Here is a 24,302-nt window from a genome sequence, read left to right as displayed (position 1 = left end):
GGTGTCACGCGACGGCACGCACGACCTCTCGACGCGCCGCGCAGCGGCCGAATCCGCTCGAACCCACAGACGGGACTCAGGAACTCCCGGAAACACAAACGTTCCCGGCCACCGCGAGGTGACCGGGAACGCTCCGTGATGTGACGTCAGTGCGCGTCCTGCTGGCCTTCCGGCTTCTGGAACGCGGTCGTCGCACCCGGGTCGGCCGGAGTTGACGGCAGGGGGGTCGACGGCAGGGGGTTCGACGGGAGGGGGTTCGACGGCGACGACGTCGGCTGCGCATAGCCCGACGCAGCCGGCTGCCCGTACGACTGGCCCGCCTGGTAGGTGGTCGGCGCCTGCTGGCCGTACGACGCGGACTGCTGAGCCTGCTGGCCGTAGCCGTACGCCGACGTGTCGACGGCCGGCGCAACAGCCTGTGCGGCCGAGGCGTCGGCCGCGGTGGCCCCGGCGACCTTGACCTGCCCGGACTCGATCAGCAGCCAGAAGATCGCGGCGATGAACGACAGGATCGCGAAGATGAGCAGGATGATGGCGCCGACGCCGGCGCTGGACTTGATCTCGCTGCTGTCGTAGGCGCCGAGTCCGCCCTTGCCCGAACCGGTCGAGATGACGAACACGGTCGCGAGCGCACCGACGCCGGTGAGGGCCGTCAACGCTGCGACGACACCCTTGGAGTGCCCGACCAGGAAGGTCGTCGCCGCCAGTAGTCCGGCGACGGCGAGCAGGCCCCACGGCAGCGCATACGCGGTCTCGTACAGCTTGCCGATCTCGATGTCCTTGCTGGTGCCGGATCCGCTGAAGGTGCCTGCGCTCAAGAAACCGAGGAAGAGCGTGATCACTCCGAGCGCGCCGATGACGGCGGCGAGGATCGTCGGCGTGGTGGCGGGCAGTCCCTGGCTCGGCGGCTTCGGCGCCTGGTAGCCGTACTGCTGCTGGCCGTATCCGGCCTGCTGACCGTACTGCTGCTGACCATAGCCCGCCTGCTGTCCGTACTGCTGCTGACCGTATCCGGCCTGCTGGGCGTGCTGCTGCTGGCCGTATGCCGACTGTCCGGCATCACCCTGGCCGTAGCCAGGACCCGACTGCGGGTAAGTCATCAATCACTCCTCGAGGCACGGGCCACCCCCTGTGATGGCCTCCGAACGTCACCCACGCTAATACACGACCCCGTCACCCCGCAGAAGCCGTCCACCGTTCGAATCACCAGCGGTGTGCGCGCCCCTGCTCCGCGTACCACTCGATGAGCGAGTAGTCGTCGACCGACTTCGGATCCACATTGACCTCGGTCCGACCAGCGAGAATCGCTGTGACCGGCACTTCGAGCTTCTTCCCCGTGCGTGTGTGGGGGATGCCGGGCGCCACGACGATCTCGTCGGGCACATGGCGCGGAGACAGTCTGGTCTTCACGTCGGCGGCCACACGCGCGGTGAGTTCATCGGTCAGTTCCGCCCCCGCCACGAGCGTGACGAACAGCGGCATCCAATATTTCCCGTCGGCGCCGTCGACTCCGAGCACAAAGGCTTCGGCGATCTCCGGAATGCCTTCGACCACCTCATAGATGTCGGCCGAGCCCATGCGGATGCCGTGCCGGTTGAGCGTCGCATCACTGCGGCCGTGGATCACCAGCGCCCCGCGCTCGGTGACGGTGACCCAGTCGCCGTGCCGCCACACCGGCGAGGCCGGCCCTGTGCCTTCCCACTCATGTGCAAAGTAGGCGGAGCGGTAACGCTCACCGTCGGGGTCGTTCCAGAACGTGACCGGCATCGACGGCATCGGTGTGGTCACCACCATCTCGCCGACCTCGCCGACGAGCGGCTGCGCGTTCGGTGACCAGGCCTCGAGTCCGACACCCAGGTAACGCGCCGACAGTTCACCCGCGACGACCGGTACCCCGGTGGTCCCACCCGCGAACGCGGAGACCACGTCGGTGCCGCCGCTGATCGAGAAGATCGGCAGTCCCGCCTTCACGTTGTCGTCCACCCAGTCGAACAGGTCGGCGGCCAGGGTGGAGCCGGTGCTCCCGAGCAACTCGAGCGCACTCAGGTCGTGGTCGGCTCCCGGACGCAGTTCGGCTTTGCGCGAGGCCTGCAGTTGCCCCGGGCTGGTGCCGAAGAAGGTGACGTGCTCGTCGGCGACGGTCTGCCACAGGCGATCCGCGTCCGGATACAGCGCCGAGCCGCTGTAGGTGATGATGCGCGCCCCGACCAGCAGGCCCGCGACCTGGTAGTTCCACATCATCCAGCTCAACGCGGTCTGCCAGAAGAAGACCGAGTGCTCGTCCATGTCGGACTGGATGCTCGCGCACTTGAGGTGTTCGATCACGACGCCGCCGTGTCCGTGGACGATCCCCTTCGGCCGACCGGTGGTCCCGGACGAGAACAGCACCCACAGCGGGTGATCGAACGGGACTTTCACCGGCTCGGGGCGATGCGACTCGTCCGCGATGAGATCCGACCATCGTCTGGCCGTATTCTGGTCCGAATCAGTCTCGCCGGGATCGCCGACCATGATGTGGACGACGTCGCCGAGCAGGCCTGCGAGTTCCGCCGAATCGGCGCGTTTGTCGATGTCCTTGCCGTTGTAGCGGTAGCCCGCCGCCGAGAAGAGCACGGTCGGCTGCAGCTGGGCCAGTCGACCGGCCGCGCCCTCGGGCGCGTAGTCCTGACCGCAGCCGGACCACAGCGCGCCCAGCGAGGCCGTCGCGAGGAAGGCGATGACCGCTTCGGGGATGTCGGGCAGGTAGGCCGCGACGACGTCGCCCTTGTTCACGCCGGCCTCGCGCAGCGCATGCGCGACGGCGCCGACCCGGACCGGGAGCTGCGCCCAGGTCACGGCGGTCCGGACACCGTTCTCGTCCAGGCCGACGATCGCCTCGCCGGGCAGGTCCGCGTGCCGGAGGATCGCATCGGCATAGTTGAGTTCGATGTCGGGGAACCAGACGGCGCCCGGCATCGACGCATCGGCCAGCACCGCGGCGTCGCCGTCGGCGAGCGGGGTCGCGGCGATGTCGTCGAGATCGAAGAAGTTCCAGACCGTCCGCCAGAAGCCGGGGAGATCGTCCACTGATCGTTGCCAGACCTCGTCGTACGTGGTCAACGACGTTCCAGCACGTTCAGAAAAGGCTTCGGCGAACCGACTGAAATGTGTCATCTACCCCAACCCTAAGAACTCGATCGACTTGTCGCGCATCTCCACCTTTCGGACTTTACCGGTGACGGTCATCGGAAACTCGTCAACCACACGGACGTACTTGGGGATCTTGTGGCGGGAGATGTGTCCGGTCGCGAACTCGCGGATCGTGTCGGCGGTGATCTCCGGTGCACCCTCCCGGACGCGGACCCATGCCATGAGCTCCTCGCCGTACTTCTCGTCGGGGACGCCGATCACCTGCGCGTCGACGATGTCTGGATGCGTGTAGAGGAACTCCTCGATCTCCCGCGGATAGATGTTCTCGCCGCCGCGGATCACCATGTCCTTGATGCGGCCGGTGATCCGCGCGTACCCGTCCTCGCCCATCACCCCCAGGTCGCCGGTGCGCATCCAGCCGTCGGCGTCGATCGCCTCAGCGGTCTTCTCCGGGTCGTTCCAGTAGCCCTGCATCACTGAATAGCCACGGGTGCGGAACTCGCCGGTCTCGCCCCGCGGCAACGTCTCGCCGGTCAGCGGGTCGGCGATCTTGATCTCCAAGTGCGGACCGACGCGTCCGACGGTGCCGACTCGCAGGTCCAGCGCGTCGTCCATCCGGGTCTGGGTCGAGACCGGGCTGGTCTCGGTCATGCCGTAGCAGATGGACACCTGCGACATGTTCATCTCGTCGATCACCCGGCGCATCACCTGCTCCGGGCACGGCGAGCCCGCCATGATCCCGGTTCGCAGCGACGACAGGTCGAAGCTCTCGCCGTCTCCGTCGGCCCCGCCTGCGGCATCGAGCACGGCGAGCTCGGCGATGAACATGGTCGGCACGCCGTACAGGCTGGTGCACCGGTACTTCTCGACGGCGCCGAGCGTGGCCTTGGGCTCGAAGGCCGGTCCGGGAATCACCATGGCACAACCGAAGGCGATGGCCGCGAGGTTGCCCATCACCATGCCGAAGCAGTGGTAGAACGGCACCGGCAGACAGATGCGGTCGGCCTCGGTGTACTCCAGCAGCGCACCGACCAGGTAGCCGTTGTTGCCGATGTTGAGGTGCGTCAGCGTGACGCCCTTCGGCGACCCGGTGGTGCCCGACGTGTACTGGATGTTGATCGGGTCGGCCGCGTTCAGTCCTGCTGCGATCTCGGCGATCGTCGCCACCTCGTCCGCCGTCGGCTCGGTCAGCATCGCGGCGAAGACCTCGGACTCGAAGAGCACCACCTCGCGCAGGTCCGGGACCTGATCACGGACGTCGTCGAGCATCTCGGCGTACGCGGAATCGCGGAACCGTTCCGCCGAGAGGACCAGTGAGGTCCCCGACTGCGTCAACGCATAGGCGAGTTCGTGGCGCCGGTACGACGGGTTGATGACGACGAGGATCGCACCGATCTCGGCGGCCGCGAACTGTGTCAGCACCCATTCGAAGCGGTTCGGTGACCACAGTGCGACGCGGTCGCCGGGCTGGACGCCGTGCCGCAGCAGACCGGCCGCGAGGGCGAGAACGTCGCGCCGGAACTGAGACCACGTCCAGGTCCGGTCGACGGCGGCGTCGATGAGCGCGTCGGACTCGGGGTACTTCGCGGCGGTCGCCGCGAGGGTTGCGCCGATAGTGCGGGTCAGGAGCGGCGGCTGCGTCTCCCCGGACGCGTACGACAGCGCCGAGTCTGCGAGTTCGGTCATGGTTGTCCTCCGTGCGGATCGCGATGGTCGGGTACTTCAGGAGTGCGGTGGGTCCGTGGGCGCGTCGGTCACCCGCGACAGCACGGCGCGCGCCTGAGCGATCACCGGACCGTCGATCATCTGGCCGTCGACAGCGAAGACGCCGCCGTCGTGTGCCTCCGCGCCCGCCAGGACGGTGCGGGCCCAGGCGATGCGCTCCGCCGACGGTGCGTAACCGTCGCGGATGTGCGCGGCCTGGCTCGGATGGATGCACGCGGTCGCGGTGTAGCCCTGGGCGACGGCGTCACGCACCTCCGCGACCAGCCCGTCGACGTCGGCGATGTCGATGTGGACCGAGTCGACCGCGGCCACGCCGAACGCCGCGGCGGTGAGCCGGACGCGGGCGCGGACGTACCGCGCGATGTCGCGGTAGCGACCGGGATGCGCCTCGTCGTCGGCGAATCGGCTCGACGATCCGCCCATGCCCGCCACGAGGTCCTCGGCGCCCCACATCAGTCCGACGCAGTTGGGAGCGGCGGCGATCTCCTCGACGCGGACGGCGCCGAGCGGGGTCTCGATGAGTGCGATGGTCGGGAGTCCGTGCGCGGTGAGCTGCGCCGCGGACTCCACTTTGGCCTGCATCACCAGCCGGTACGGCGTGGACGCCACGGCGTCGAGGTCGAGCTGATGGTCGGCGGTGTCGGCCGGATTGATCCGCACGATCACCCGGTCGGCGGCCACCGGGTTCCCGATGAGCGCGTCGCGCGCCTGCGCCTTGTTGACCTGAGCGATCGCGTCCTCGAGGTCGAGGATCACCATGTCCGCACGGTCGAGCGCTTTGGCGTACCGCTCGGGTCGGTCGGCCGGGCAGAACAGCAGGGCCGGGCCGGTGGGAGTCCAGGTGTTCTCACCCATGCCGCTCAGTCCTCCTCGGGGCGCACGCGCACCAGCGTTGACCGCGAGGCTCGGGCGACGACGACACCGTCCTGATTCCGGCCGACGTGAGTGAGGTCGATGATCCCCTCACCCGGCCGCGACTTCGAGAGTCGCTTCCCGGTGCACTCGGTCTCGCCGTACAGGGTGTCGCCGGCGAACATCGGTGCCGGGAAGGCGATGTCGTGGAAACCGAGGTTGGCGACGAGGGTGCCCTGCGTCAGTTGCGCGACGGACAGCCCGACGATGGTCGACAGGGTGAGCATCGAGTTCACCAGTCGCTGACCGCCGAATCCGGGCTGGGTCGCCGACCACGCCGCATCCAGGTGGAGCGCCTGAGTGTTCATGGTCAGCGTGGTGAAGAAGGTGTTGTCCGCCTCGGTGATGGTGCGCCCCGGACGGTGCTCGTACACGGTCCCGACCTCGAACTCCTCGTACCAGAGGCCGCGTTGGGTGACGCGTTTCGCGCCCTCGCCGGGGGTCATGCGGGCAGTCCCAGCGAGCGGGCGATGAGCATGAGTTGGACTTCGGTGGTGCCCTCCCCGATCTCGAGGATCTTGGAGTCGCGGTAGTGACGGGCCACCGGGTACTCGTTCATGAAGCCGTAGCCGCCGTGGATCTGGGTAGCCGTCCGCGCGTTGTCCATCGCCGCCTCCGACGACACCATCTTGGCGATCGCGGCCTCCTTCTTGAACGGCTTGCCTGCGAGCATCTTGGCGGCCGCGTCGTAGTAGGCCATGCGGGCGACGTGAGCGCGAGCCTCCATGCGTGCGATCGCGAACGAGACGGACTGGAACTCGGCGATGGCCTTGCCGAACGACTTCCGTTCGCGGGCGTACTTGATCGACTCGTCGACGCAGCCCTGCGCTGCGCCGGTCGCGAGTCCGGCGATCGCGATGCGCCCCTCGTCGAGGATGGAGAGGAAGTTCGCGTAGCCGCGACCGCGCTCGCCGAGCAGGTTGGCGCGCGGGACGCGAGCATCGTCGAAGCTCAGCGGATGCGTGTCGGAGGCGTTCCAGCCGACCTTGTTGTAGGCGGGTTCAGCGGTGAAGCCGGGCGTGCCCGCAGGCACGATGATCGTCGAGATCTCCTTGCGGCCGCCGTCTCGCTCACCGGTGACGGCGGTGACGGTGACCAACGAGGTGATGTCGGTGCCGGAGTTGGTGATGAACTGCTTGCCGCCGTTGATGACCCATTCGTCGCCGTCCTCACGTGCGGTGGTGGCGGTGGCGCCTGCGTCCGATCCAGCGCCCGGTTCGGTGAGGCCGAAGCCCGCGAGCCGCTTCCCTGCCAGGAGGTCGGGCAGCCAGGTCTCCTTCTGCTCCTGGGTGCCGAACCGGTAGATCGGCATGGCGCCGAGGCCGACGCCGGCCTCCACGGTGATGGCGACCGACTGGTCCACCTTGCCGAGCTCTTCCAAGGCGAGCGCGAGGGCGAAGTAGTCGCCACCCATGCCGCCGAACTCTTCGCTGAACGGAAGGCCGAACAGGCCGATCTGGCCCATCTGCTCGACGATCTCGTACGGGAACGACTTCTCTTCGTCGTGCTTGGCCGAGACCGGCGCCACCACCTGCTGCGCGAAGTCGCGCACCGTGGTCACCAGGTCGGTGTATTCCTGAGTCAGTTCCATGTGAGTGCAGTCCCTCTGTCGTCTCTACAAATTCTTACGTGGGGTGACGGTTCTTCGGATGCCGGCGATTCTGGTCATTCGGTGTGCTGGACCAGGGCCAGCAGCTGCTTGGCGTCCACCTTGTCGCCGACGCGGACCTTGATCGACGCGGTACCGCCGATCGGTGCGCGGAGAGTGTGTTCCATCTTCATCGCCTCGACCACCACCAGTGCGTCGCCTGCTGCCACCTCGTCGCCGTCCACGCCGGGGACGGCGACCACCGTGCCGGGCATGGGACTGAGGACTCCGCCCGCGGCGTCGGTCTCATCGTCCTCCGCCAGGGCTCGCTCCGTCTCGAGAATCCACGTTCCGGGCTGTCCGGCAACCCAGCGGCGACCGGAGCGGTCGTCGACGTTCACTTCCCACCGACGGGAGCGCCCGTCGAAGACGAGGTCGAAGACACCGGGACTCACCTCGCGGAGACGGACGTCCGTACTCCACGGCTCCCGGTCGGTGTCCACGTAGTCGATGGTGACGGCAGCGTCGAGGATTCCCGGCTGCGTCCGCAGGATGTGCGCCGAGACCGTGTACCGCCGACCGCCCTCGGTGAGCCGGGCAACGACCGGCGACGGCGCTCCGATCCGGAAACCCAGGGCACAGGACCAGAGATCGTTCGGATCGCCCAGATCCAGGGCGCCGAGGGTCGCGGCGACCAGCGCTCGCGGATCGGCCTCGGCGCCGACGTACTCGGCGCCGATGCGGTCGAGCAGTTCGGTGTCGAGTCGGCCGTCGCGCACCTGGGGGTGCGCCAGGACGTGGCGACAGAAGTCGATGTTGCTGACGACGCCCAGCAGGCGGGTCTCCGCGAGCGCCTCGTCGAGACGATCGAAGGCCTCGTCGCGGTCGGCGCCGTGGGCGATGACCTTGGCGAGCATCGGGTCGTAGTCGCTGCCGATCACCGATCCGGCGGTGATGCCGCTGTCGATCCGGACGCCGACGTCGTGCCGGGGTTCGTCGACCGCGGTGCGCGGCCACGACAGCCGGGCGATGGTGCCGCCGGTCGGCAGGAATCCCTCGGCGGGGTCCTCGGCGTAGACGCGCGCTTCGACGGCGTGTCCGGTGAGCACGATGGCGTCCTGCGTCAAGGCGAGCACTTCGCCGCGCGCGATGCGGATCTGCTGTTCGACGAGGTCGACGCCGGTGACCATCTCGGTGACCGGGTGCTCCACCTGCAGGCGGGTGTTCATCTCCATGAAGAAGAACTCGTCCGGTTTGGCGGCGGAGACGATGAACTCGACGGTGCCCGCGCCGGTGTAGCCGACGGATCGGGCGGCGTCGCACGCGGCGGCGCCGATCCGGGCCCGCGTCGCCTCGTCGAGCAGAGCCGACGGCGCCTCCTCGATGACCTTCTGGTGGCGACGCTGCAGGGAGCATTCGCGTTCGCCGAGATGGATCACGTTGCCGTGTTCGTCGGCCAGGATCTGGACCTCGATGTGGCGCGGAGTGAGGACGAAGTGCTCGAGGAAGAGGGTGTCGTCGCCGAACGCGGACGCCGCTTCGCGGCGCGCGGTCACCAGGGCGTCGGGCAGGCCCGCAGAGTCCTCGACCCGGTGCATGCCCTTGCCGCCGCCGCCTGCGCTCGGCTTGATGAGCACCGGGAAGCCGACGGCGTCCGAGCCGTCGATGAGTTCCTGGTCGGACAGGCCGGGGCGCGAGATGCCGGGGACGACGGGGACGTCGCGCGCGGTCACGGCGGCGCGGGCCGTGATCTTGTCGCCCATCGTCGCGATCGCGGATGCCGGCGGGCCGATGAAGACGATGCCCGCGTCGGCGAGGGCTTGCGCGAACTGCTGGTTCTCGGACAGGAAGCCGTAGCCCGGGTGGACGGCGTCGGCACCGGTGATCCGGGCGGCGTCGATGACGGCGTCGATCAGCAGGTAGCTGGCGGTCGCGGCGGCCGGTCCGAGACGGACGGCTTCGTCAGCCGCCTTGACGTGGGGTGCGTCCGCATCGGCGTCGGAGTAGACGGCGACGGACTTGATCCCCATCTGGTGCAGGGTGGCGATGACGCGGCACGCGATCTCGCCGCGGTTGGCGACGAGGACCTTGCGAATGTTGCGGGCGCGCACGGTGGTGGCAGAGTTCGTTGCTGAGTTCATTTCCTGGTCTCTCACATCCGGAAGACGCCGTAGGCGGGGTCGTTCAGTGGCGCGTGACGGCAGGCCTCGAGAGCCAGACCGAGCACCGTGCGGGTGTCGGCGGGGTCGATGATCCCGTCGTCCCACAGCCGCGCGGTGGAGTAGTAGGCGTCGGACTGTTCCTCGAACTGCTTGCGGATCGGCTCCTTGAAGGCCTCTTCCTCGTCGGCCGACCAGGTTCCGCCGGACCGTTCGATTCCACCCCGCCGGACGGTCGCGAGGGTGTCGGCGGCCTGCGGTCCGCCCATCACCGAGATGCGGGCGTTGGGCCACATCCACAGGAAGCGCGGTGAGTACGCGCGCCCGCACATGGAGTAGTTGCCTGCACCGAACGAGCCGCCGATCATGACGGTCAACTTGGGCACCCGAGCGCAGGCGACGGCGTTGACCATCTTGGCGCCGTTCTTGGCGATGCCGCCCTCCTCGTACTGGCGTCCCACCATGAAGCCGGTGATGTTCTGCAGGAAGATCAGTGGGATCCGGCGCTGGTCGCAGAGCTCGATGAAGTGCGCACCCTTGAGCGCCGACTCGCTGAACAGGACGCCGTTGTTGGCCACGAACCCGACGGGGTGTCCGTGGACGGTCGCGAAGGCCGTGACCAGTGATGTTCCGTAGCCGGCCTTGAACTCGGTGTACTCGCCGCCGTCGGCGAGGATCTCGATGACCTCGTGGACGTCGTAGGGGATGCGCGGATCGGTGGGAACCACGTCGTACAGGTCGGTCTGCGGGCGCTGCGGAACACGCGTCGGTGTGGTCTCCCACTGCGCGGGCTCCCGCGGGCCCAGGGTCTTGACGATCTCGCGGACCTTCGCGAGGGCCTGCTCGTCGTTGTCGACGAGGTGGTCGGTGACGCCGGAGACGGTGGAGTGCATGGTGCCCCCGCCGAGTTCCTCCGCGGTGACGTCCTCGCCGGTGGCGGCCTTCACCAGCGGCGGCCCCGCGAGGAAGATGGTGCCCTGGTTGCGGACGATGACAGTCTCGTCGCTCATGGCCGGGACATACGCGCCGCCCGCGGTCGACGAGCCGAGGACCGCGGAGATCTGCGGGATGCCCGCGGCGCTCATCGTGGCCTGGTTGTAGAAGATGCGGCCGAAGTGCTCCCGGTCGGGGAACACCTCCTCCTGGTTGAGGAGCATGGCGCCGCCGGAGTCGACGAGGTAGATGCAGGGCAGCCGATTCTGGGAGGCGATCTCCTGGGCGCGCAGATGCTTCTTGACCGTGACCGGGTAGTACGTGCCGCCGGAGACCGTGGCGTCGTTGGCGACGATCATGCACTCGCGGCCGTGGATGCGGCCGATGCCCGCGACGACGCCTGCGGCGGGCGCCTTGTCGTCGTACATGCCGTTGGCCGCGAGCGGCGCCACCTCCAGGAAGGGCGAGCCCGGGTCGATCACGCCGTCCACGCGATCGCGCGGGAGCAGCTTGCCGCGGGAGAGGTGCCGGGCGCGTGCCTTCTCGCCGCCGCCCTGCGCCGCCGCGGCCAAGCGGGTCCGCAGCACGTCCACATTGGCCAGGTGCGCATCGGTTGAGGTCGTCACCGTCGTGCCCGCCTTTCAGTTAGTTTCGATTAACTGAAATTGAGGATAGGTGAGAGCGCCCACTTTTTCCAGTGGTTCGTGACGATGAGTTCTCGAGTGCGCGGTGACCCAACCGGACCTAGCCGTCGAGTGCGCCGAGTGCCATCCCGATCAGCAAGGCGCGCAGGCGCTCCGGAGGGAACGCCGGAAGTCGTGGCGACGAGTTCAGCAGCCCGAACATCGCATGGATCCGCACCCGAGCCTCCACTGCCTCCAGATCGGTCCCCCGCTCGGCGGCGCGTTCGCACAGCACCCGCACCCACTCTTCGACGTACCGCCGCTGCAACGATCGCACCCGATACCTGGCGTCGTCGGACAGGGAGAACAGGTCTCGGTCTTGCACGCTGATGAGGTCGGGGCGGGTGACGAGCACATCGATGTGGAACTCGATCAGCTTGTGCAGCCGATCGTCGGGCGATCCCGGCGAGCCCGCCGCCGCGGAGCCGCCGTCATACAACTGTTCAGAGATGTCGACGAGGATCGTGTCGAGCAAGGCGGTCTTCGAGGCGAAGTGCCGGTACATCGCCGGACCGCTGATGCCGACTGCTGCGCCGATGTCCTCCAGCCGCACCCCCTGGTAGCCGCGACTCGCGAACTGCCGCGCGGCCGCGGCGAGGATCTCCACCCGTCGAGCGGCCTTCGCCTGGTCACGGCGGGTGGCCGGTCGCGGCGGATCGAGGTCAGATGGCATGGCGGTGCCGACTCTACCGCCCGACGCGAACGCGACCGGCCCGATCCGGCACCGGATCCGACGCCGCCCAGTCGTCGAGTCTCGCTGTCAGGTCGCCGATCGTGTCGGCCACGCTGTCGATGATCCCCAGATCGTGCAGGTCACGGGCCCAGATCCGCTGCTCGCGGGCCATCGCGGGCGCATGCTCCACGTCGCCGTGCATGATGATGCTCGCTCCTTCGGGCGGCAGCGGTGAGAGCCAGGCGTCGGATGCCGCGATCCGCAGATCGGTCGGGAAGATCGCCAGCGCTGCGCCGCCGGTCCCCTGCCCCAACAGAATGGACGCGGTCGGCACCGGCGCCGCGAGCAGTTCGGCGGTGCAGTGGGCGATCTGTCGGGCCAGCCCGGATTCCTCGGCTGCCGCCGACAGCTCACCGCCGCTGGTGTCGACGACGGTGACGAGCAGCAGTCGCCACCGACCGGCCAGCGCGACCGCGCGGCGCGCGACGCGGAGTTCGGCGGCCGAGATCAGGTGCCCGGCCTCCTGCACGGTGCGGTCCTGACCGACGAGCACCGTCGGACGTCCGGCGACGCGTGCCAGGGCGAGGCGCACGGGTCCGTCGCCCGCCAGGTGCACTGCTCCGAGATGGGCTTCGAGGTCGGCGAGACCGGGACGGTCCGGCGCTCGGGTCGACTTGACCGCGGCCCACGCATCGTCGACCGGCGTCGCCACCCGCACCTGCCCGTCGCTGCGGACGGTGCGTGCAGCGGGGTCGAGGGCTTCGAGCACCTCGCTGAGTCGGCCGCCGAGTGCTGCGGGGGCGAACACGTCGTCGTTGAAGCCCAACCGGCGCAGGTTGTCCGACGATTGGACGCCGGCCGGAAAGGATCGGCCGTAGATGCCCGCGTACACCTTGGGCCCGAGGAAACCGGTGAGCGCGCCGGGCTGCGCCCAGATCACGTCGCCGAGCGATCCCCACGAGGCGAAGACTCCGCCAGTCGTCGGATGCCGCAGGTACACCAGGTAGGGCAGGCCCGCCTCGCGATGGTCGTTCACCACGGCGGTGATCGCGGACATCTGCAGGAATGCAGGTGTCCCCTCCTGCATGCGGGTGCCACCCGACGCCGGCATGGCGAGGATCGGGAGTCGCTCGGCGGTGGCCCGCCGGACCGCGTCGACGATCCGCTGCCCCGCCACCCCGCCGATCGAGCCGCCCGCGAAGCCGAACTCACTGACCACCAGCGCGACCGCACGACCACCCGCTGTGCCCCGGCCGGTCAGGACGGACTCGTCCGCCTGGTCCCAGGGTTCCCACGATGCGGGATCCAGAGCGGCGTCGATCATGGCGTGCGCATCCGGTCGATCAAGTCTCATGGGTCCGATGATGCCTCACCGCAACGCCGGTTCCACCCGATCGCGGTGCGAGCAGGCTGCTGCCGTCAGTACGCGGGCGGGGGCTGCTGGTGTGTCGGCGCGGGCTGCAGCGGCGGCTGCGGCGGTGCGGGGTGCCCCGGGTCCATGCCGTCGAGGACGGCGGCGACCACCAACAGCGCGGCTTGAGCGAACCCGATCACCAGCGCGACGTAGGCGCCTGCCCCGAGCGAGATGAACGGCGGCAGTCCCAGCGCACACACGAACAAGCCCAGCCATCCCACCACGGACAGGAACGCCAAGTACGGCAGGAAGCGCCGCAGCTTCGGGGCGACGAGCCCCGCGCTCGCGACCGCGACCGCCCCGAGCAGGAGGAAGAACCATCCCGGACTCAGCACCAGCGACGGCGTCAAGTACGCGGGGATGTTGACGCTGTCGCCGACCCCCGCCGACCAGTTCTCGGCCTTCCGCTCGATGTCCGACGAAATGGTGATCCACCCGAGGAACCCCATGAAGAAGGTGACGATGCCCGCCGCCGACGCCGCCAGCGCGAGGAGCGTCGGCCGCGGCAACTGCGCGAAGAACGACGGCCGCTGCGGCGGCATCGGGACAAAGCCCGGACCGTACGGCGGGTGCTGCGGCGGTAGACCATAGGCAGGCGCGGCCTGCGTCGTCCACTGCTGTGAATCCGGGCCGGGCGCGGGGTACGGAACGCCCGGAGGTTGCTGCCCCGGCGGCATCGGCGCGCCCGCTGGGGGCTGCGGTACGAACTGCGTCTGCTGCTCGGACGGGGCCTGTCGTTCGGTCGACGCCGACGACTCGGGATCCTGCGGGTTCGTCATGCACGCATCTAATCACTCGACTCCACGCGGGGGAAGGTGTCTTGCACCGGCGAAAAGAGTACAGCGCCCCGGACGGCATTGCTGCCGCGCCGGGGCGCTGTGCGATTCACGTCCGACCCGGAGGTCGGAACAGATCAGAGTGCCGAGAAGAGCTCGCGTGCCAGTGCAGCGGTCTCGCTCGGCGTCTTGCCGACCTTGACGCCTGCGGCCTCGAGAGCCTCCTTCTTGGCAGCGGCGGTGCCGGAGCTGCCGGAGACGATGGCGCCCGCGTGGCCCATGGTCTTGCCCTCGGGAGCCGTGAAGCCCGCGACGTAACCGACGACCGGCTTGGTGACGTTGGCCTTGATGTACTCGGCGGCCCGCTCCTCGGCGTCGCCGCCGATCTCGCCGATCATGACGATGAGCTTGGTCTCCGGGTCCTTCTCGAACGCCTCGATGGCGTCGATGTGGGTGGTCCCGATGACCGGGTCTCCGCCGATGCCGATGGCGCTCGAGAAGCCGAGATCGCGCAGCTCGTACATCATCTGGTAGGTCAGCGTGCCCGACTTCGAGACGAGGCCGATCGGGCCCTTGTCGGTGATGTTGTTCGGGGTGATGCCGACCAGGGCCTCGCCCGGCGTGATGATGCCGGGGCAGTTCGGGCCGATGATGCGGGTCTTCTCACCCTTTTCGACGTTGTAGGCCCAGGCGTACGCCGAGTCCTGCACGGGGATGCCCTCGGTGATGACCACGAGCAGCGGAATCTCCGCGTCGATGGCCTCGATGATCGCGTCCTTCGAGAAGGCGGGGGGCACGAAGGCGATCGAGGTGTCGGCTCCGGTCTTCTCCATGGCCTCGGCGACCGACGCGAACACCGGCAGCTCGACGGCGTTGCCGTCGGCGTCGACGTGCGACACGGTGGTGCCTGCCTTGCGGGCGTTCACGCCGCCGACGACGTTGGTGCCGGCCTTGAGCATCAGCGCGGTGTGCTTGGTGCCCTCGCCGCCGGTGATGCCCTGGACGATGACCTTGTTGTTCTTATTCAGGTAGATCGACATGAGTCTGCTTCGTCTCCTACTTGTTCGCCAGCTCGGCGGCCTTGTCGGCACCGGCATCCATGGTGTCGGCCACGGTCACCAGGGGATGGTTGGCCTCAGCGAGAATCTTGCGACCCTCGTCGACCTTGTTGCCGTCGAGACGGACCACGAGCGGCTTGCTGGCTGCGTCGCCCAGCTTGGCGAGTGCGCCGACGATGCCGTTGGCGACCGCGTCACAGGCGGTGATGCCGCCGAAGACGTTCACGAAGACGCTCTTGACCTGCTCGTCGCCGAGGATGACGTCGAGGCCCGCGGCCATGACGTCGGCCGAGGCGCCGCCGCCGATGTCCAGGAAGTTGGCGGGCTTCACGCCGCCGTGCTTCTCGCCCGCGTAGGCGACGACGTCGAGGGTCGACATGACCAGACCCGCACCGTTGCCGATGACGCCGACCTGTCCGTCGAGCTTGACGTAGTTGAGGTCGTTCTCCTGAGCCTTGAGCTCGAGGGGATCGGTCGCGTCCTTGTCCTGGAACTCGGCGTGGCCGGCCTGACGGAAGTCCGCGTTGCCGTCCAGGGTCACCTTGCCGTCGAGCGCCAGGATCTGATCGTCGGGGGTGCGAACCAGCGGGTTGACCTCGACCAGGAGAGCGTCTTCAGCGATGAAGGTCTCCCACAGCTTCTGGATGGTCACGGCCGCGGCGTCGAGCACCTCGGCGGGCAGGTGGCCCTTCTCAGCGATTTCGCGCGCGAAGGCGAGGTCGACGCCCTTGACTGCGTCGACGGCGATCTTGGCCAGGCGCTCAGGCTTGGTGGCCGCGACCTCTTCGATCTCCATGCCGCCCTCGACCGAGCACATGGCCAGGTAGGTGCGGTTCGCACGGTCCAGCAGGAACGAGATGTAGTACTCCTCAGCGATGTCGCTGGCTTCAGCGACGAGGAGCCTCTTGACGATATGGCCCTTGATATCGAGCCCGAGGATGTTTTCAGCGTGCGTCTGTGCGTCATCAGGGGTTGCGGCGTACTTGACGCCACCCGCCTTACCGCGGCCGCCGACCTTGACCTGCGCCTTGACCATCACGGGCTTGCCAATTTCCTCGGCAATCGCGCGCGCATCGGCGGCAGTATCGGTCACCCGACCGGGTGAGGTGGGTACCCCATGCTTGGCGAACAGTTCCTTCGCCTGGTATTCGAAGAGATCCATTCAGCTCACCATCTGAAGTAATGTTCCGCCCGCTTCGGTGTAACGCGGGCCATAGGCGACTCTAATGCCACGGCCCGGTCGCACTGGCACCCATCCCCCAACCTTGTGCGAATTATCACGCCCTACTCGCCAGTAACCCTGTGTGCACCGAAAATCCGCCCGCTGAGCAGCCGAAATGAGGCCGCCCTGCCACCGGCCGGTAGACTTCACGCTCGGCGTTCGTTACCGTCATTGAGGTTGGTAACGACTAGGTCACGACATGGACACCTGAAGACGGTGCCGTCGTGAGATGCGATGTGAGGTGAACGACTTGGCAACACGGAGCCTTCTCGACCGTGACGGCACGACTGCCCGCCAAGACGAACTCGCATCTCTCGACACCGCTTCCCTAGACACTCCGGCGACCCTAGACACTCCGGCGACGCGCGACTTCCCGCTCCCGTCGCGCCGCCTGCGCCTCGGCCTGGGCGACGACATCCCCGCTCTGAGCACCGACAACATCAGCACCACCGAACTCATGCTGCCTGTCGACGAGCCCCTCGACGGCGACGACACGCCGGTAGAGACCCCCGCTCCCGAGCGCAGCAAGCCGAAGCATCGTCTGCAAGCGCCGCCCGCAGCCCTCCGCGCTCGAACCGCGCTCTTCGCGATCGCCGCAGGCGCCACCGCCATGGCGGTCACCGGATCGGCGGGCGACGGTCAGCCGAGCCCGATCTCCGCCAGCCCCGCTCCGGCGCCGGCTGACGCTGCCGTGGTTCCGGCCGCCAGTGTCACCACGCCCGACGCTCCTCGTGTCGTCGGTTCCACGTCGACGTCCGACATGTCCGACTACGATTCCCAGCTCGCAGTTGGCACCGCTCACCAGAAGGCCGTCGCCGCCGCCGAGGCAGCCAAGCGCAAGCCGCTGTTCGTGAGCCCGATTCCGCTCGGCGGCTACCACCTGACGTCGGCGTTCGCGCCCCGCTGGGGCTCGTTCCACGGCGGGCTGGACCTCGCCGCACCACTCGGCACGCCGATTCACGCGGTCACCGACGGTGTGGTCAAGAAAGCAGGCACGGCGTCCGGCTACGGCAACTGGGTCGTGATAGAGGCGGCCGACGGCACGATGTCGATGTACGGCCACATGTCGTCGTCCGGCGTGCTGGTGAAGGTCGGCCAGAAGGTCACCGCGGGCGACACCATCGCCCTGGTCGGCAACGAGGGCTTCTCGACCGGCCCCCACGTCCACTTCGAGGTCTGGATCCCGAAGGGCGGCCAGATGATGAAGGTCGACCCGGCGCCCTGGCTGGCGAAGCACGGCGTGAAGCTCTCCGCGCTAGAAGGCTAGCCACCCCGCAGACTACTCCCGCGGCACTGACGATGGTCTCGAGTGCCGCGTAGGCGCGCGGATCGCACGCGACACTCGCCTCCCTGAGCGCTACAGCTTCTCGCCCGGCAGGCCGCCGACGGTCATCAGCGTGACTCGTCCGACGTTGCCGCCGAAATCGAACGTGATGCGTTCGGTGACGCCGCTGCCCTCCTTGGCAACAGCCTTCCCCATTCCGTACTGCGGATGGTTCATGCGATCGCCGATGTCATAGTGCACGTTCTTGTTGCGACCGCGCGTGGGGTCGGACGAGCGCCCGCGCGACCCCGCCCCGAAACCGGAGTCCGAACCGCCGAACGACGACCCGCCGCGCGCGGAGCCGAAACCGAAGCTGCCGCCGCGCGCACCAAGGTCGCGCATACCGCGCTTGGGCTCGGTCCGCTGCCAGTCGATGAGGTGCTGCGGGACCTCTTGCAAGAACCGCGACTCGGGGTTGGAGACGGGCTGCCCCCACGACGCCCGCGACATCGCGCGTGTGAGATACAGCTTCTCCCGGGCACGGGTGATCCCGACGTAGGCGAGGCGACGTTCTTCGCTGAGCTCGGCCGGATCGCCGAGGGCGCGCATGTGCGGGAAGTGCCCGTCCTCCCAACCGGTCACGAAGACGACGGGGAATTCGAGCCCCTTGGCGGTGTGCAGGGTCATCATCGTGACGACGCCCTCCCCCTCGTCCGGCACCTGATCGGCGTCGGCGACCAGGGCCACCTTCTCCAGGAAGGCCGCGAGCGAACCGGGCTCCGGCTCGCCATCGCCGATGATCTCGCCGGCATCGGAGTCGTCAGCCGCGTCGCCGTCCTCGTCCGCACTGTCATCGCCCTGCGCTGCTTCGGCGCTGAAGTCCCGGGCGACGGCGATCAGCTCGTTGAGATTGTCCATCCGCGCCGCGTCCTGGGGGTCGTTGGACGCTTCGAGTTCGGCACGGTATCCACTGCGATCGACGATGGCGTCGACGAGATCACCGACATCGGCGCCCTCGGTCGTCGCATCGGCCACGGCGGCGTCGACCGCGTCTCCCCCGACGGCGCCGAACGCCATCAGGAAGTCGCTGCGCAGCCCTTCGATGAGATCGACGAAGCCGGTGATCTGCTTGACCGCGCGGGTGTTGAGAAGTGCGACCCGGTTCTCGGTGGCATCGACGAGCGCCTGGTAGAAGCTGATGCCCAAGTTCTCCGAGTGCACGGCGACGCAGGCCTCGGCGCGGTCACCGATCCCGCGGCGTGGCGTGTTGAGGATACGGCGCAGGCTGACCGAGTCGTCCGGGTTGGCGACCACACGCAGGTAGGCGACGATGTCGCGGACTTCTTTGCGCTCGTAGAACTTGGTGCCGCCGACCACCTTGTACGGGATGCCGTGGCGGACGAAGACCTCTTCCAACGACCGCGATCCGGTGTTGGTGCGGTAGAACACGGCGACATCGGCGTAGGTGTGGCTCGACGACCCGCCGATCGAGTAGTCGACGAGTTCCTCGATCTGTTTGGCGATGAAGGCGGCTTCGTCACGGTCGGAGTCCGCCACGTAGCCGACGATCAGATCGCCGTCGCCGGAGTCGGTCCACAGCTTCTTCTCGCGACGGTTGGCATTGCGTGAGATGACGGCGTTCGCGGCCGACAAGATGGTCTGTGTGGAGCGATAGTTCTGCTCCAGCAGGATGGTGGCGGCGTCGGGGTAGTCGCGCTCGAACTCTTCGATGTTGCGGATCGTCGCACCGCGGAAGGCGTAGATCGACTGGTCGGCGTCGCCGACCACGCACAGCTCCGACGGCTCCAGTCCCGCCTCGGTGACGCGGTCGCCGACGAGTTCGCGGACCAGCACGTACTGGGCGTGGTTGGTGTCCTGATACTCGTCGATGAGGACGTGGCGGAATCGACGTCGGTAGTACTCCGCGACGTTCGGATGCCGCTGCAGCAGGGACACTGTCTCGCCGATGAGGTCGTCGAAGTCGAAGGCGTTCGCGGCCGCGAGGCGTCGCTGATATTCGCCGTAGATCTGGGCGATGGTGCCCGCCGCGAGGTCGGTGTTGCCTTCGGCCGCGGCGTCGGCGGCGGCGTCCTCGGGATCTTTGAGCTCGTTCTTGAAGTTCGAGATCTGCGTTCCGACGCCGCGCGGACTGAATTTCTTCGGATCGAGGTCGAGATCGCGAACCACCATGCCGAGCAGCCGACGCGAGTCGTCGGCGTCGTAGATCGAGAAGTTGGAGTTGCGGTTGCCGAGCAGACCCGATTGCGCACGCAGAATCCGCACGCACGTCGAGTGGAAGGTCGACACCCACATGTACGCCGCGCGCGGTCCGACGAGGTCGATGACGCGTTCCCGCATCTCCGCCGCCGCCTTGTTGGTGAAGGTGATCGCCAAGATCTGGCCGGGTGTCACATCGCGTTCGGCGAGCAGGAACGCGATGCGTCGGGTCAGCACAGCCGTCTTACCCGATCCTGCGCCGGCGACGATCAGCAGCGGCGACCCCGCGTGCAGCACGGCCTCCCGTTGCTGCGGGTTGAGTCCGTCGAGGAGCTCGCGTCCCCGGTCGCTGAGCGTGGTCTCGTCGAAGGCGGCAAGTGAAGTGTTCATGGCCTGTCCAGGCTACCCGCGAGGTCTGACAGGTCCGTGGCCGCTGGTGGCTCGGACCGATCTCACGCCACAGCCGCCTCCCCCGGCGGAGCGGTGATCAATCGACTACGGCACGAGCGCGGCGACCGCGGGCTCGCCGACCCTGCCGTCCCCGGTGTGCAGGCGCAGCCCCGGCGTGACGGGCCGGATCCGGAGGTCGGTGCCGTGGCCCTCGAGCTGAACGTACAACGCATGCAGACCGGCGCGGACCGGCGCCTCGACGGGGCTTCCGCCCTCCAACCGGAGTTCGACGACGCCGTCGCGGTCGGCGCAGTAGCTGAAACCGACGGTGAACTTCCAGTCCATCAGCGGGCCACTCAGCGGCAGCTCGGTGGGTCCGTCGATCCGCGGTCGAGCGCAGCTCCCGCGACTCGGCGAGAAGGTGCGCAGTCCGATCACGGCGCCGCGGGCGAGCCTGCCCTCCGGATCCAGGACCTGGAGATCATCGGTCACGTTCCCGAAGTCGGGGCGCTTCCGGAGTCCGCCGAAGACCCGGCTGATCATGTTGTTCGGGTACGCGACCGGCAGCAGGACCTCGAGCGGGACCGGCTGGTCGAACATCGTCTTGCCGTCCATCTGCGCCAGTGACGCACGGGCGTTGGCGAGGTAGTCGCCGGTCGGGTCGTCGCGCCACGACTGCCCGTACGCCATGGTCGCGACCAACGCCGACACGGCGACGAGGACACCGCCGACCATGCCGACCGCCGCCACCGGCCGCGCGCGTGCCGTGATGTCCGCGGAGTGCGCTCCGACGTCGCGCGGAGCTGCCGCCAGCAGCGCGAACGCAATGGTGAGGACCAGCGCCGCGTCCGGCAGGTACCGCATGGTCTGCGCGAGTTCCAGTGCGGTGTTCTCACTCGACCGATTCCACATCACCGGGATCTGTGCGCCGACCGCATAGCCGAGCGCACACACCCAGATGGCGACGGCGCCGCGCTTGACCTTCACCGTGACCAGCACCACCGCTACCAGCAGCAGCCACCCGACGACGATCATCCACACCGACGGGAAGCCCATCGGCGGCGACGGCGTCCAGCGACTCCACGACCACGGACCGCCCACGAACGACGGGACGATCGCGTTGTTGACCGTCCGCCACACCAAATGGAAGGTCTGCCCGATCGAATGCGAGCCGGCGGTGGCCGTCGACGTCGCGAGAAACAGCACGGTCCATGCGACGAAGATGCCGCCGAGGATCAGCCACAGAGTGCGTGCCCGGACAAAGGTCTGGGTGAGCGGCGACCGGCGGTAGTCGACGTCGCCCTCCGGCGCCGGATGCGTGCCGCCACGCACCACGAGTAGAGCCGCGACGAAGGCGACCGGCACGATGAACAGCGACTTCTCGAAGAAGAGCAGAGCGACCACGAACGCGACCACGGCGCCGATCAGCAGGCGTCGCGTGCGCCGTTCGTCGGGGCGGTCGCGGACCAGGATCACGGCGTTGGCCACCACGATCGCCATCGCCGCCTGCATCGGCAGCGTGTTCAGACCCGCAGCCCACCACACGAATGCCGCCACCGTCATCGGGGTCAGCAGGTAGAACGCGAGTGCGGCGAGACCCCAGCCGAGTTGCCGCGGCGCGATCACCCGGATCATCCGCCACACGGAGAACGACGCGATCGCCTGCAACACCACCAACGTCGCTGCGGGAAGCCACCACTGGACCGGCGCGATCAGCGTGCTGACCCCCGCGACGAGGAACGCGCCCGGCATGAAGTGGCCGTCATGACTGTGCGCGAGGTAGTCCCAACTGACGATCGAGTGCGACGACGCGCGACCGATCAGCACCAGGTCGTCCCAGTAGAAGTCACCCCACGCCACCAGCACTGCGCGCACGACGAGTTGCGCCGCAATCAGTGCCACGGCGACGGCGCCGGCCCGTCTGGCGGTGATCATTCCGTCATTCTCCTCTGCGTCGCCTGCGCGGATGACCGCTGGTCTCCTCGCGGGCACACCCTACGCGCTGTCGGACACACCGGTCGCACGTGGCAAAATCAGAAACCGTGAGTGACCAGGATGATCAGCAGCAAGGCGGCAGGGCAACCGACGACGGAGCGACCGATGCGGCCGCAGCAGCGCCCGACGCGGCGAGCACCGCGGTGCCGTACGCGCTCGACCTCGATGCGTTGAACCTGAGCTCCGACGTTGCCGCGCTCCCCGACGACATCGACGAACTCCGCATCGAGATCGATCGCATGGATGCCGTCATCCTCGCCGCCATCCAGCGCCGGAGCGCCGTCTCGAAGAAGATCGGCGCCCACCGCATGGCCACCGGCGGCCCCCGCCTGGTCCACAGCCGAGAGATGAAGGTCCTCGATCGCTTCGAACCGCTCGGCAAGGAGGGCCACACGCTCGCCATGCTGCTTCTGCGCCTGGGCCGCGGCCCGCTGGGTCGCTAGGGCCTCAGGCCTTCCGGCCGCGCTGCTCGCGGTACCAGCGCACCATGGCGTCGGTCGACGAATCGGGCAGCGGCGCGGGCACGGCGTCGTCGCCGATCACGCCCATCAGCGCGTTGGCCTGCTGCTTCCCGAGCTCCACGCCCCACTGGTCGAAGGGATTGATCCCCCACACCATGCCCTTGACGAAGGTCTGGTGCTCGTAGAGCGCAATCAGTTGGCCGAGGACCGACGGCGTCAACTGAGGTGCCAGGATCGACGTCGACGGCCGGTTGCCGGGCATCACCTTGTGGGGGACCAGTGTCGGCGGCACGCCTTCGTCGGCGATGTCGTCAGCGGTCTTCCCGAACGCCAACACCTCGGTCTGGGCGAAGAAGTTGGCCATCAAGATGTCGTGGAACGACCGCCCGTCGGCGGTCAGTCGATCGTCGACGGGGTTGGCGAAACCGATGAAGTCGGCGGGGATCAGCCACGTTCCCTGGTGCAGCAGTTGGAAGAAGGCGTGCTGTCCATTGGTGCCGGGCTCACCCCAGTAGACGGATCCGGTCGGCGTGGTGACGTGCTGGCCGCCTGCGGTCACCGACTTGCCGTTCGACTCCATCGTCAACTGCTGCAGATAGGCCGGAAAGCGCTCCATGTCGTTGGAGTACGGCATCACCGCTTGCGACTGCGCGTCCCAGAAGTTCGAGTACCACAGGCCGATCAAGGCCAACAGCGCGGGACCGTTCGCCTCGAGCGGCGCGGTGCGGAAGTGCTCGTCGACGGCGTGGAAACCGGCGAGGAACTCGCCGAAGCGCTCCCGACCGATCGCGATCATCAACGACAGCCCGATGGCGGAGTCGATCGAGTAGCGGCCACCCACCCAGTTCCAGAATCCGAACATGTTGTCGGTGTCGATGCCGAAGGCCGCCACTTCGTCGGCGTTGGTGCTCACCGCGACGAAGTGCTTCTCGACCGCCGGATCCCCCTCGCCGACACCGAGCTCCGCGAGCAGCCAGGCCTTGGCTGCGGTGGCGTTGGTGATGGTCTCCAGGGTGGTGAAGGTCTTCGACGACACCACGAACAGGGTGGTCTCCGCATCGAGCCCGGCGAGCACCGCGACCAGATCTGCCGGGTCGCTGTTGGAGACGAAGTGCCCGGTGAGTCCCGGGTGGCGGTAGTGCCGCAGCGCCTCGTACGCCATGACCGGCCCCAGGTCGCTGCCGCCGATTCCGATGTTCACGACGTCGGTGATCGCTTTGCCGGTGTGGCCCGTCCACTCGCCGGAGCGGACGCGGTCGGTGAAATCGCCCATCGCGTCGAGCACCGCGTGCACGTCGGCGACCACGTCTTGACCGTCGACCACCAGCTCCGCGTCGCGCGGAAGACGCAGGGCCGTGTGCAGCACCGCTCGGTCTTCCGAGGTGTTCACGTGCGCCCCCGCGAACATGGCGTCGCGCTTCTCCTCGACACCTGCCTCGCGCGCCAGCGCGGCCAGCAGTTCGATGGTCTCGCCGGTGATGAGATTCTTGGAGAAGTCGATACGCAGATCGCCGGCCTGCACGGTGAGTTCACGACCGCGGTCAGGTTCCATGACGAACAGTTCCCGCAGGTGAAGGCTGTACACGTGTTGCTGATGAGTCACCAGCGCGTGCCACGACACGGTGGAACTGATGTCGAAGTCGGCGCCCCCGTCGAACAACCCCCGCATATTGGTCGTCATGCGCCCAACAGTATGCGGTCCG

General features: G+C 68.1%; 18 protein-coding genes. 2 read left to right on the top strand and 16 right to left on the bottom strand.

The features are described 5' to 3' along the window. Positions 1–146 precede the first annotated feature (146 nt). From GH2_RS10250 to sucC, 13 genes are all read right to left on the bottom strand, one after another. Positions 147–1,100, bottom strand: a complete 954-nt coding sequence (locus GH2_RS10250) for a DUF5336 domain-containing protein (protein WP_066166929.1) — start codon at positions 1,098–1,100, stop codon at positions 147–149. A gap of 103 nt (positions 1,101–1,203) precedes the next feature. Next, a complete protein-coding gene (locus GH2_RS10245; RefSeq protein WP_084247426.1) occupies positions 1,204–3,153 on the bottom strand; it encodes an acetoacetate--CoA ligase in 1,950 nt (649 codons plus the stop codon). Further along, on the bottom strand, positions 3,154–4,815 hold the full coding sequence (locus tag GH2_RS10240; protein WP_066166927.1) for an AMP-binding protein: 1,662 nt from the start codon (positions 4,813–4,815) through the stop codon (positions 3,154–3,156). It abuts the gene before it with no gap. Between the two features lie 36 nt (positions 4,816–4,851). Further along, the gene (locus GH2_RS10235) at positions 4,852–5,709 is read right to left on the bottom strand and encodes an HpcH/HpaI aldolase/citrate lyase family protein (protein WP_066166924.1); all 858 of its coding nucleotides are present in this window, start codon (positions 5,707–5,709) and stop codon (positions 4,852–4,854) included. 5 nt (positions 5,710–5,714) lie between these two features. Further along, entirely contained in the window at positions 5,715–6,212 is a 498-nt protein-coding gene (locus tag GH2_RS10230) for a MaoC family dehydratase (protein WP_066166921.1), read from the bottom strand. Continuing rightward, positions 6,209–7,357: an acyl-CoA dehydrogenase family protein gene (locus GH2_RS10225; RefSeq protein ID WP_066166918.1), complete on the bottom strand. Its 1,149-nt coding sequence runs from the start codon at positions 7,355–7,357 to the stop codon at positions 6,209–6,211. The genes GH2_RS10230 and GH2_RS10225 overlap by 4 nt, the downstream gene beginning before the upstream one ends. Before the next feature lie 74 nt (positions 7,358–7,431). Beyond that, a complete protein-coding gene (locus tag GH2_RS10220; protein ID WP_066166915.1) occupies positions 7,432–9,495 on the bottom strand; it encodes an acetyl/propionyl/methylcrotonyl-CoA carboxylase subunit alpha in 2,064 nt (687 codons plus the stop codon). Between the two features lie 11 nt (positions 9,496–9,506). Further along, positions 9,507–11,072 (bottom strand): carboxyl transferase domain-containing protein, encoded by a 1,566-nt coding sequence (locus GH2_RS10215; protein WP_066166912.1) that lies wholly within the window; start codon positions 11,070–11,072, stop codon positions 9,507–9,509. Positions 11,073–11,190: 118 nt separating this feature from the next. Beyond that, positions 11,191–11,802 (bottom strand): TetR/AcrR family transcriptional regulator, encoded by a 612-nt coding sequence (locus GH2_RS10210; protein ID WP_066166909.1) that lies wholly within the window; start codon positions 11,800–11,802, stop codon positions 11,191–11,193. Positions 11,803–11,815: 13 nt separating this feature from the next. Next, positions 11,816–13,156 carry a carboxyl transferase domain-containing protein gene (locus GH2_RS10205; protein WP_239588756.1) on the bottom strand — a complete coding sequence of 447 codons (1,341 nt, stop codon included), beginning with the start codon at positions 13,154–13,156 and terminating at the stop codon, positions 11,816–11,818. A gap of 65 nt (positions 13,157–13,221) precedes the next feature. Continuing rightward, positions 13,222–13,995 carry a DUF5336 domain-containing protein gene (locus GH2_RS10200; protein ID WP_066166903.1) on the bottom strand — a complete coding sequence of 258 codons (774 nt, stop codon included), beginning with the start codon at positions 13,993–13,995 and terminating at the stop codon, positions 13,222–13,224. Positions 13,996–14,129: 134 nt separating this feature from the next. Then, positions 14,130–15,032 carry a succinate--CoA ligase subunit alpha gene (gene sucD / locus GH2_RS10195; RefSeq protein ID WP_066166898.1) on the bottom strand — a complete coding sequence of 301 codons (903 nt, stop codon included), beginning with the start codon at positions 15,030–15,032 and terminating at the stop codon, positions 14,130–14,132. A 16-nt stretch (positions 15,033–15,048) separates the two neighbouring features. Then, the gene (sucC, locus tag GH2_RS10190) at positions 15,049–16,212 is read right to left on the bottom strand and encodes an ADP-forming succinate--CoA ligase subunit beta (protein ID WP_066166897.1); all 1,164 of its coding nucleotides are present in this window, start codon (positions 16,210–16,212) and stop codon (positions 15,049–15,051) included. Positions 16,213–16,513: 301 nt separating this feature from the next. Here sucC and GH2_RS10185 point away from each other — a divergent pair, with 301 nt between their 5' ends. After that, positions 16,514–17,539, top strand: coding sequence for a M23 family metallopeptidase (locus GH2_RS10185; protein WP_066167355.1), 1,026 nt, complete (start codon positions 16,514–16,516; stop codon positions 17,537–17,539). A gap of 90 nt (positions 17,540–17,629) precedes the next feature. Here the strand turns inward: GH2_RS10185 and GH2_RS10180 are convergent, their stop codons facing one another. Further along, positions 17,630–20,143 carry a UvrD-helicase domain-containing protein gene (locus tag GH2_RS10180; RefSeq protein WP_066166894.1) on the bottom strand — a complete coding sequence of 838 codons (2,514 nt, stop codon included), beginning with the start codon at positions 20,141–20,143 and terminating at the stop codon, positions 17,630–17,632. Between the two features lie 105 nt (positions 20,144–20,248). Beyond that, positions 20,249–22,078 carry a hypothetical protein gene (locus GH2_RS10175; RefSeq protein ID WP_066166891.1) on the bottom strand — a complete coding sequence of 610 codons (1,830 nt, stop codon included), beginning with the start codon at positions 22,076–22,078 and terminating at the stop codon, positions 20,249–20,251. A 203-nt stretch (positions 22,079–22,281) separates the two neighbouring features. On the opposite strand from GH2_RS10175, the gene GH2_RS10170 reads away from it, so the two are divergent. Then, positions 22,282–22,581: a chorismate mutase gene (locus tag GH2_RS10170; protein WP_066167352.1), complete on the top strand. Its 300-nt coding sequence runs from the start codon at positions 22,282–22,284 to the stop codon at positions 22,579–22,581. Between the two features lie 4 nt (positions 22,582–22,585). Here GH2_RS10170 and pgi read toward each other — a convergent pair whose 3' ends face one another. Further along, positions 22,586–24,280 carry a glucose-6-phosphate isomerase gene (pgi, locus tag GH2_RS10165; protein WP_157086060.1) on the bottom strand — a complete coding sequence of 565 codons (1,695 nt, stop codon included), beginning with the start codon at positions 24,278–24,280 and terminating at the stop codon, positions 22,586–22,588. Positions 24,281–24,302 lie beyond the last annotated feature (22 nt).

This window comes from Gordonia hydrophobica NBRC 16057 (assembly GCF_001592365.1).
Classification (GTDB): Bacteria; Actinomycetota; Actinomycetes; order Mycobacteriales; family Mycobacteriaceae; genus Gordonia; species Gordonia hydrophobica.
Note: the sequence above shows the minus strand (reverse complement) of the source record. Positions and strands in the feature narration are given on the sequence as shown.

What these genes read in the sequence shown, in the direction of transcription:
- GH2_RS10250 (WP_066166929.1), bottom strand. Translation starts at nt 1,100, where the DNA reads ATGACTTACCCGCAGTCGGGTCCTGGCTACGGCCAGGGTGATGCCGGA.
- GH2_RS10245 (WP_084247426.1), bottom strand. Translation starts at nt 3,153, where the DNA reads ATGACACATTTCAGTCGGTTCGCCGAAGCCTTTTCTGAACGTGCTGGA.
- GH2_RS10240 (WP_066166927.1), bottom strand. Translation starts at nt 4,815, where the DNA reads ATGACCGAACTCGCAGACTCGGCGCTGTCGTACGCGTCCGGGGAGACG.
- GH2_RS10235 (WP_066166924.1), bottom strand. Translation starts at nt 5,709, where the DNA reads ATGGGTGAGAACACCTGGACTCCCACCGGCCCGGCCCTGCTGTTCTGC.
- GH2_RS10230 (WP_066166921.1), bottom strand. Translation starts at nt 6,212, where the DNA reads ATGACCCCCGGCGAGGGCGCGAAACGCGTCACCCAACGCGGCCTCTGG.
- GH2_RS10225 (WP_066166918.1), bottom strand. Translation starts at nt 7,357, where the DNA reads ATGGAACTGACTCAGGAATACACCGACCTGGTGACCACGGTGCGCGAC.
- GH2_RS10220 (WP_066166915.1), bottom strand. Translation starts at nt 9,495, where the DNA reads ATGAACTCAGCAACGAACTCTGCCACCACCGTGCGCGCCCGCAACATT.
- GH2_RS10210 (WP_066166909.1), bottom strand. Translation starts at nt 11,802, where the DNA reads ATGCCATCTGACCTCGATCCGCCGCGACCGGCCACCCGCCGTGACCAG.
- GH2_RS10205 (WP_239588756.1), bottom strand. Translation starts at nt 13,156, where the DNA reads ATGAGACTTGATCGACCGGATGCGCACGCCATGATCGACGCCGCTCTG.
- GH2_RS10200 (WP_066166903.1), bottom strand. Translation starts at nt 13,995, where the DNA reads ATGACGAACCCGCAGGATCCCGAGTCGTCGGCGTCGACCGAACGACAG.
- sucD (WP_066166898.1), bottom strand. Translation starts at nt 15,032, where the DNA reads ATGTCGATCTACCTGAATAAGAACAACAAGGTCATCGTCCAGGGCATC.
- sucC (WP_066166897.1), bottom strand. Translation starts at nt 16,212, where the DNA reads ATGGATCTCTTCGAATACCAGGCGAAGGAACTGTTCGCCAAGCATGGG.
- GH2_RS10180 (WP_066166894.1), bottom strand. Translation starts at nt 20,143, where the DNA reads ATGAACACTTCACTTGCCGCCTTCGACGAGACCACGCTCAGCGACCGG.
- GH2_RS10175 (WP_066166891.1), bottom strand. Translation starts at nt 22,078, where the DNA reads ATGATCACCGCCAGACGGGCCGGCGCCGTCGCCGTGGCACTGATTGCG.
- pgi (WP_157086060.1), bottom strand. Translation starts at nt 24,280, where the DNA reads ATGACGACCAATATGCGGGGGTTGTTCGACGGGGGCGCCGACTTCGAC.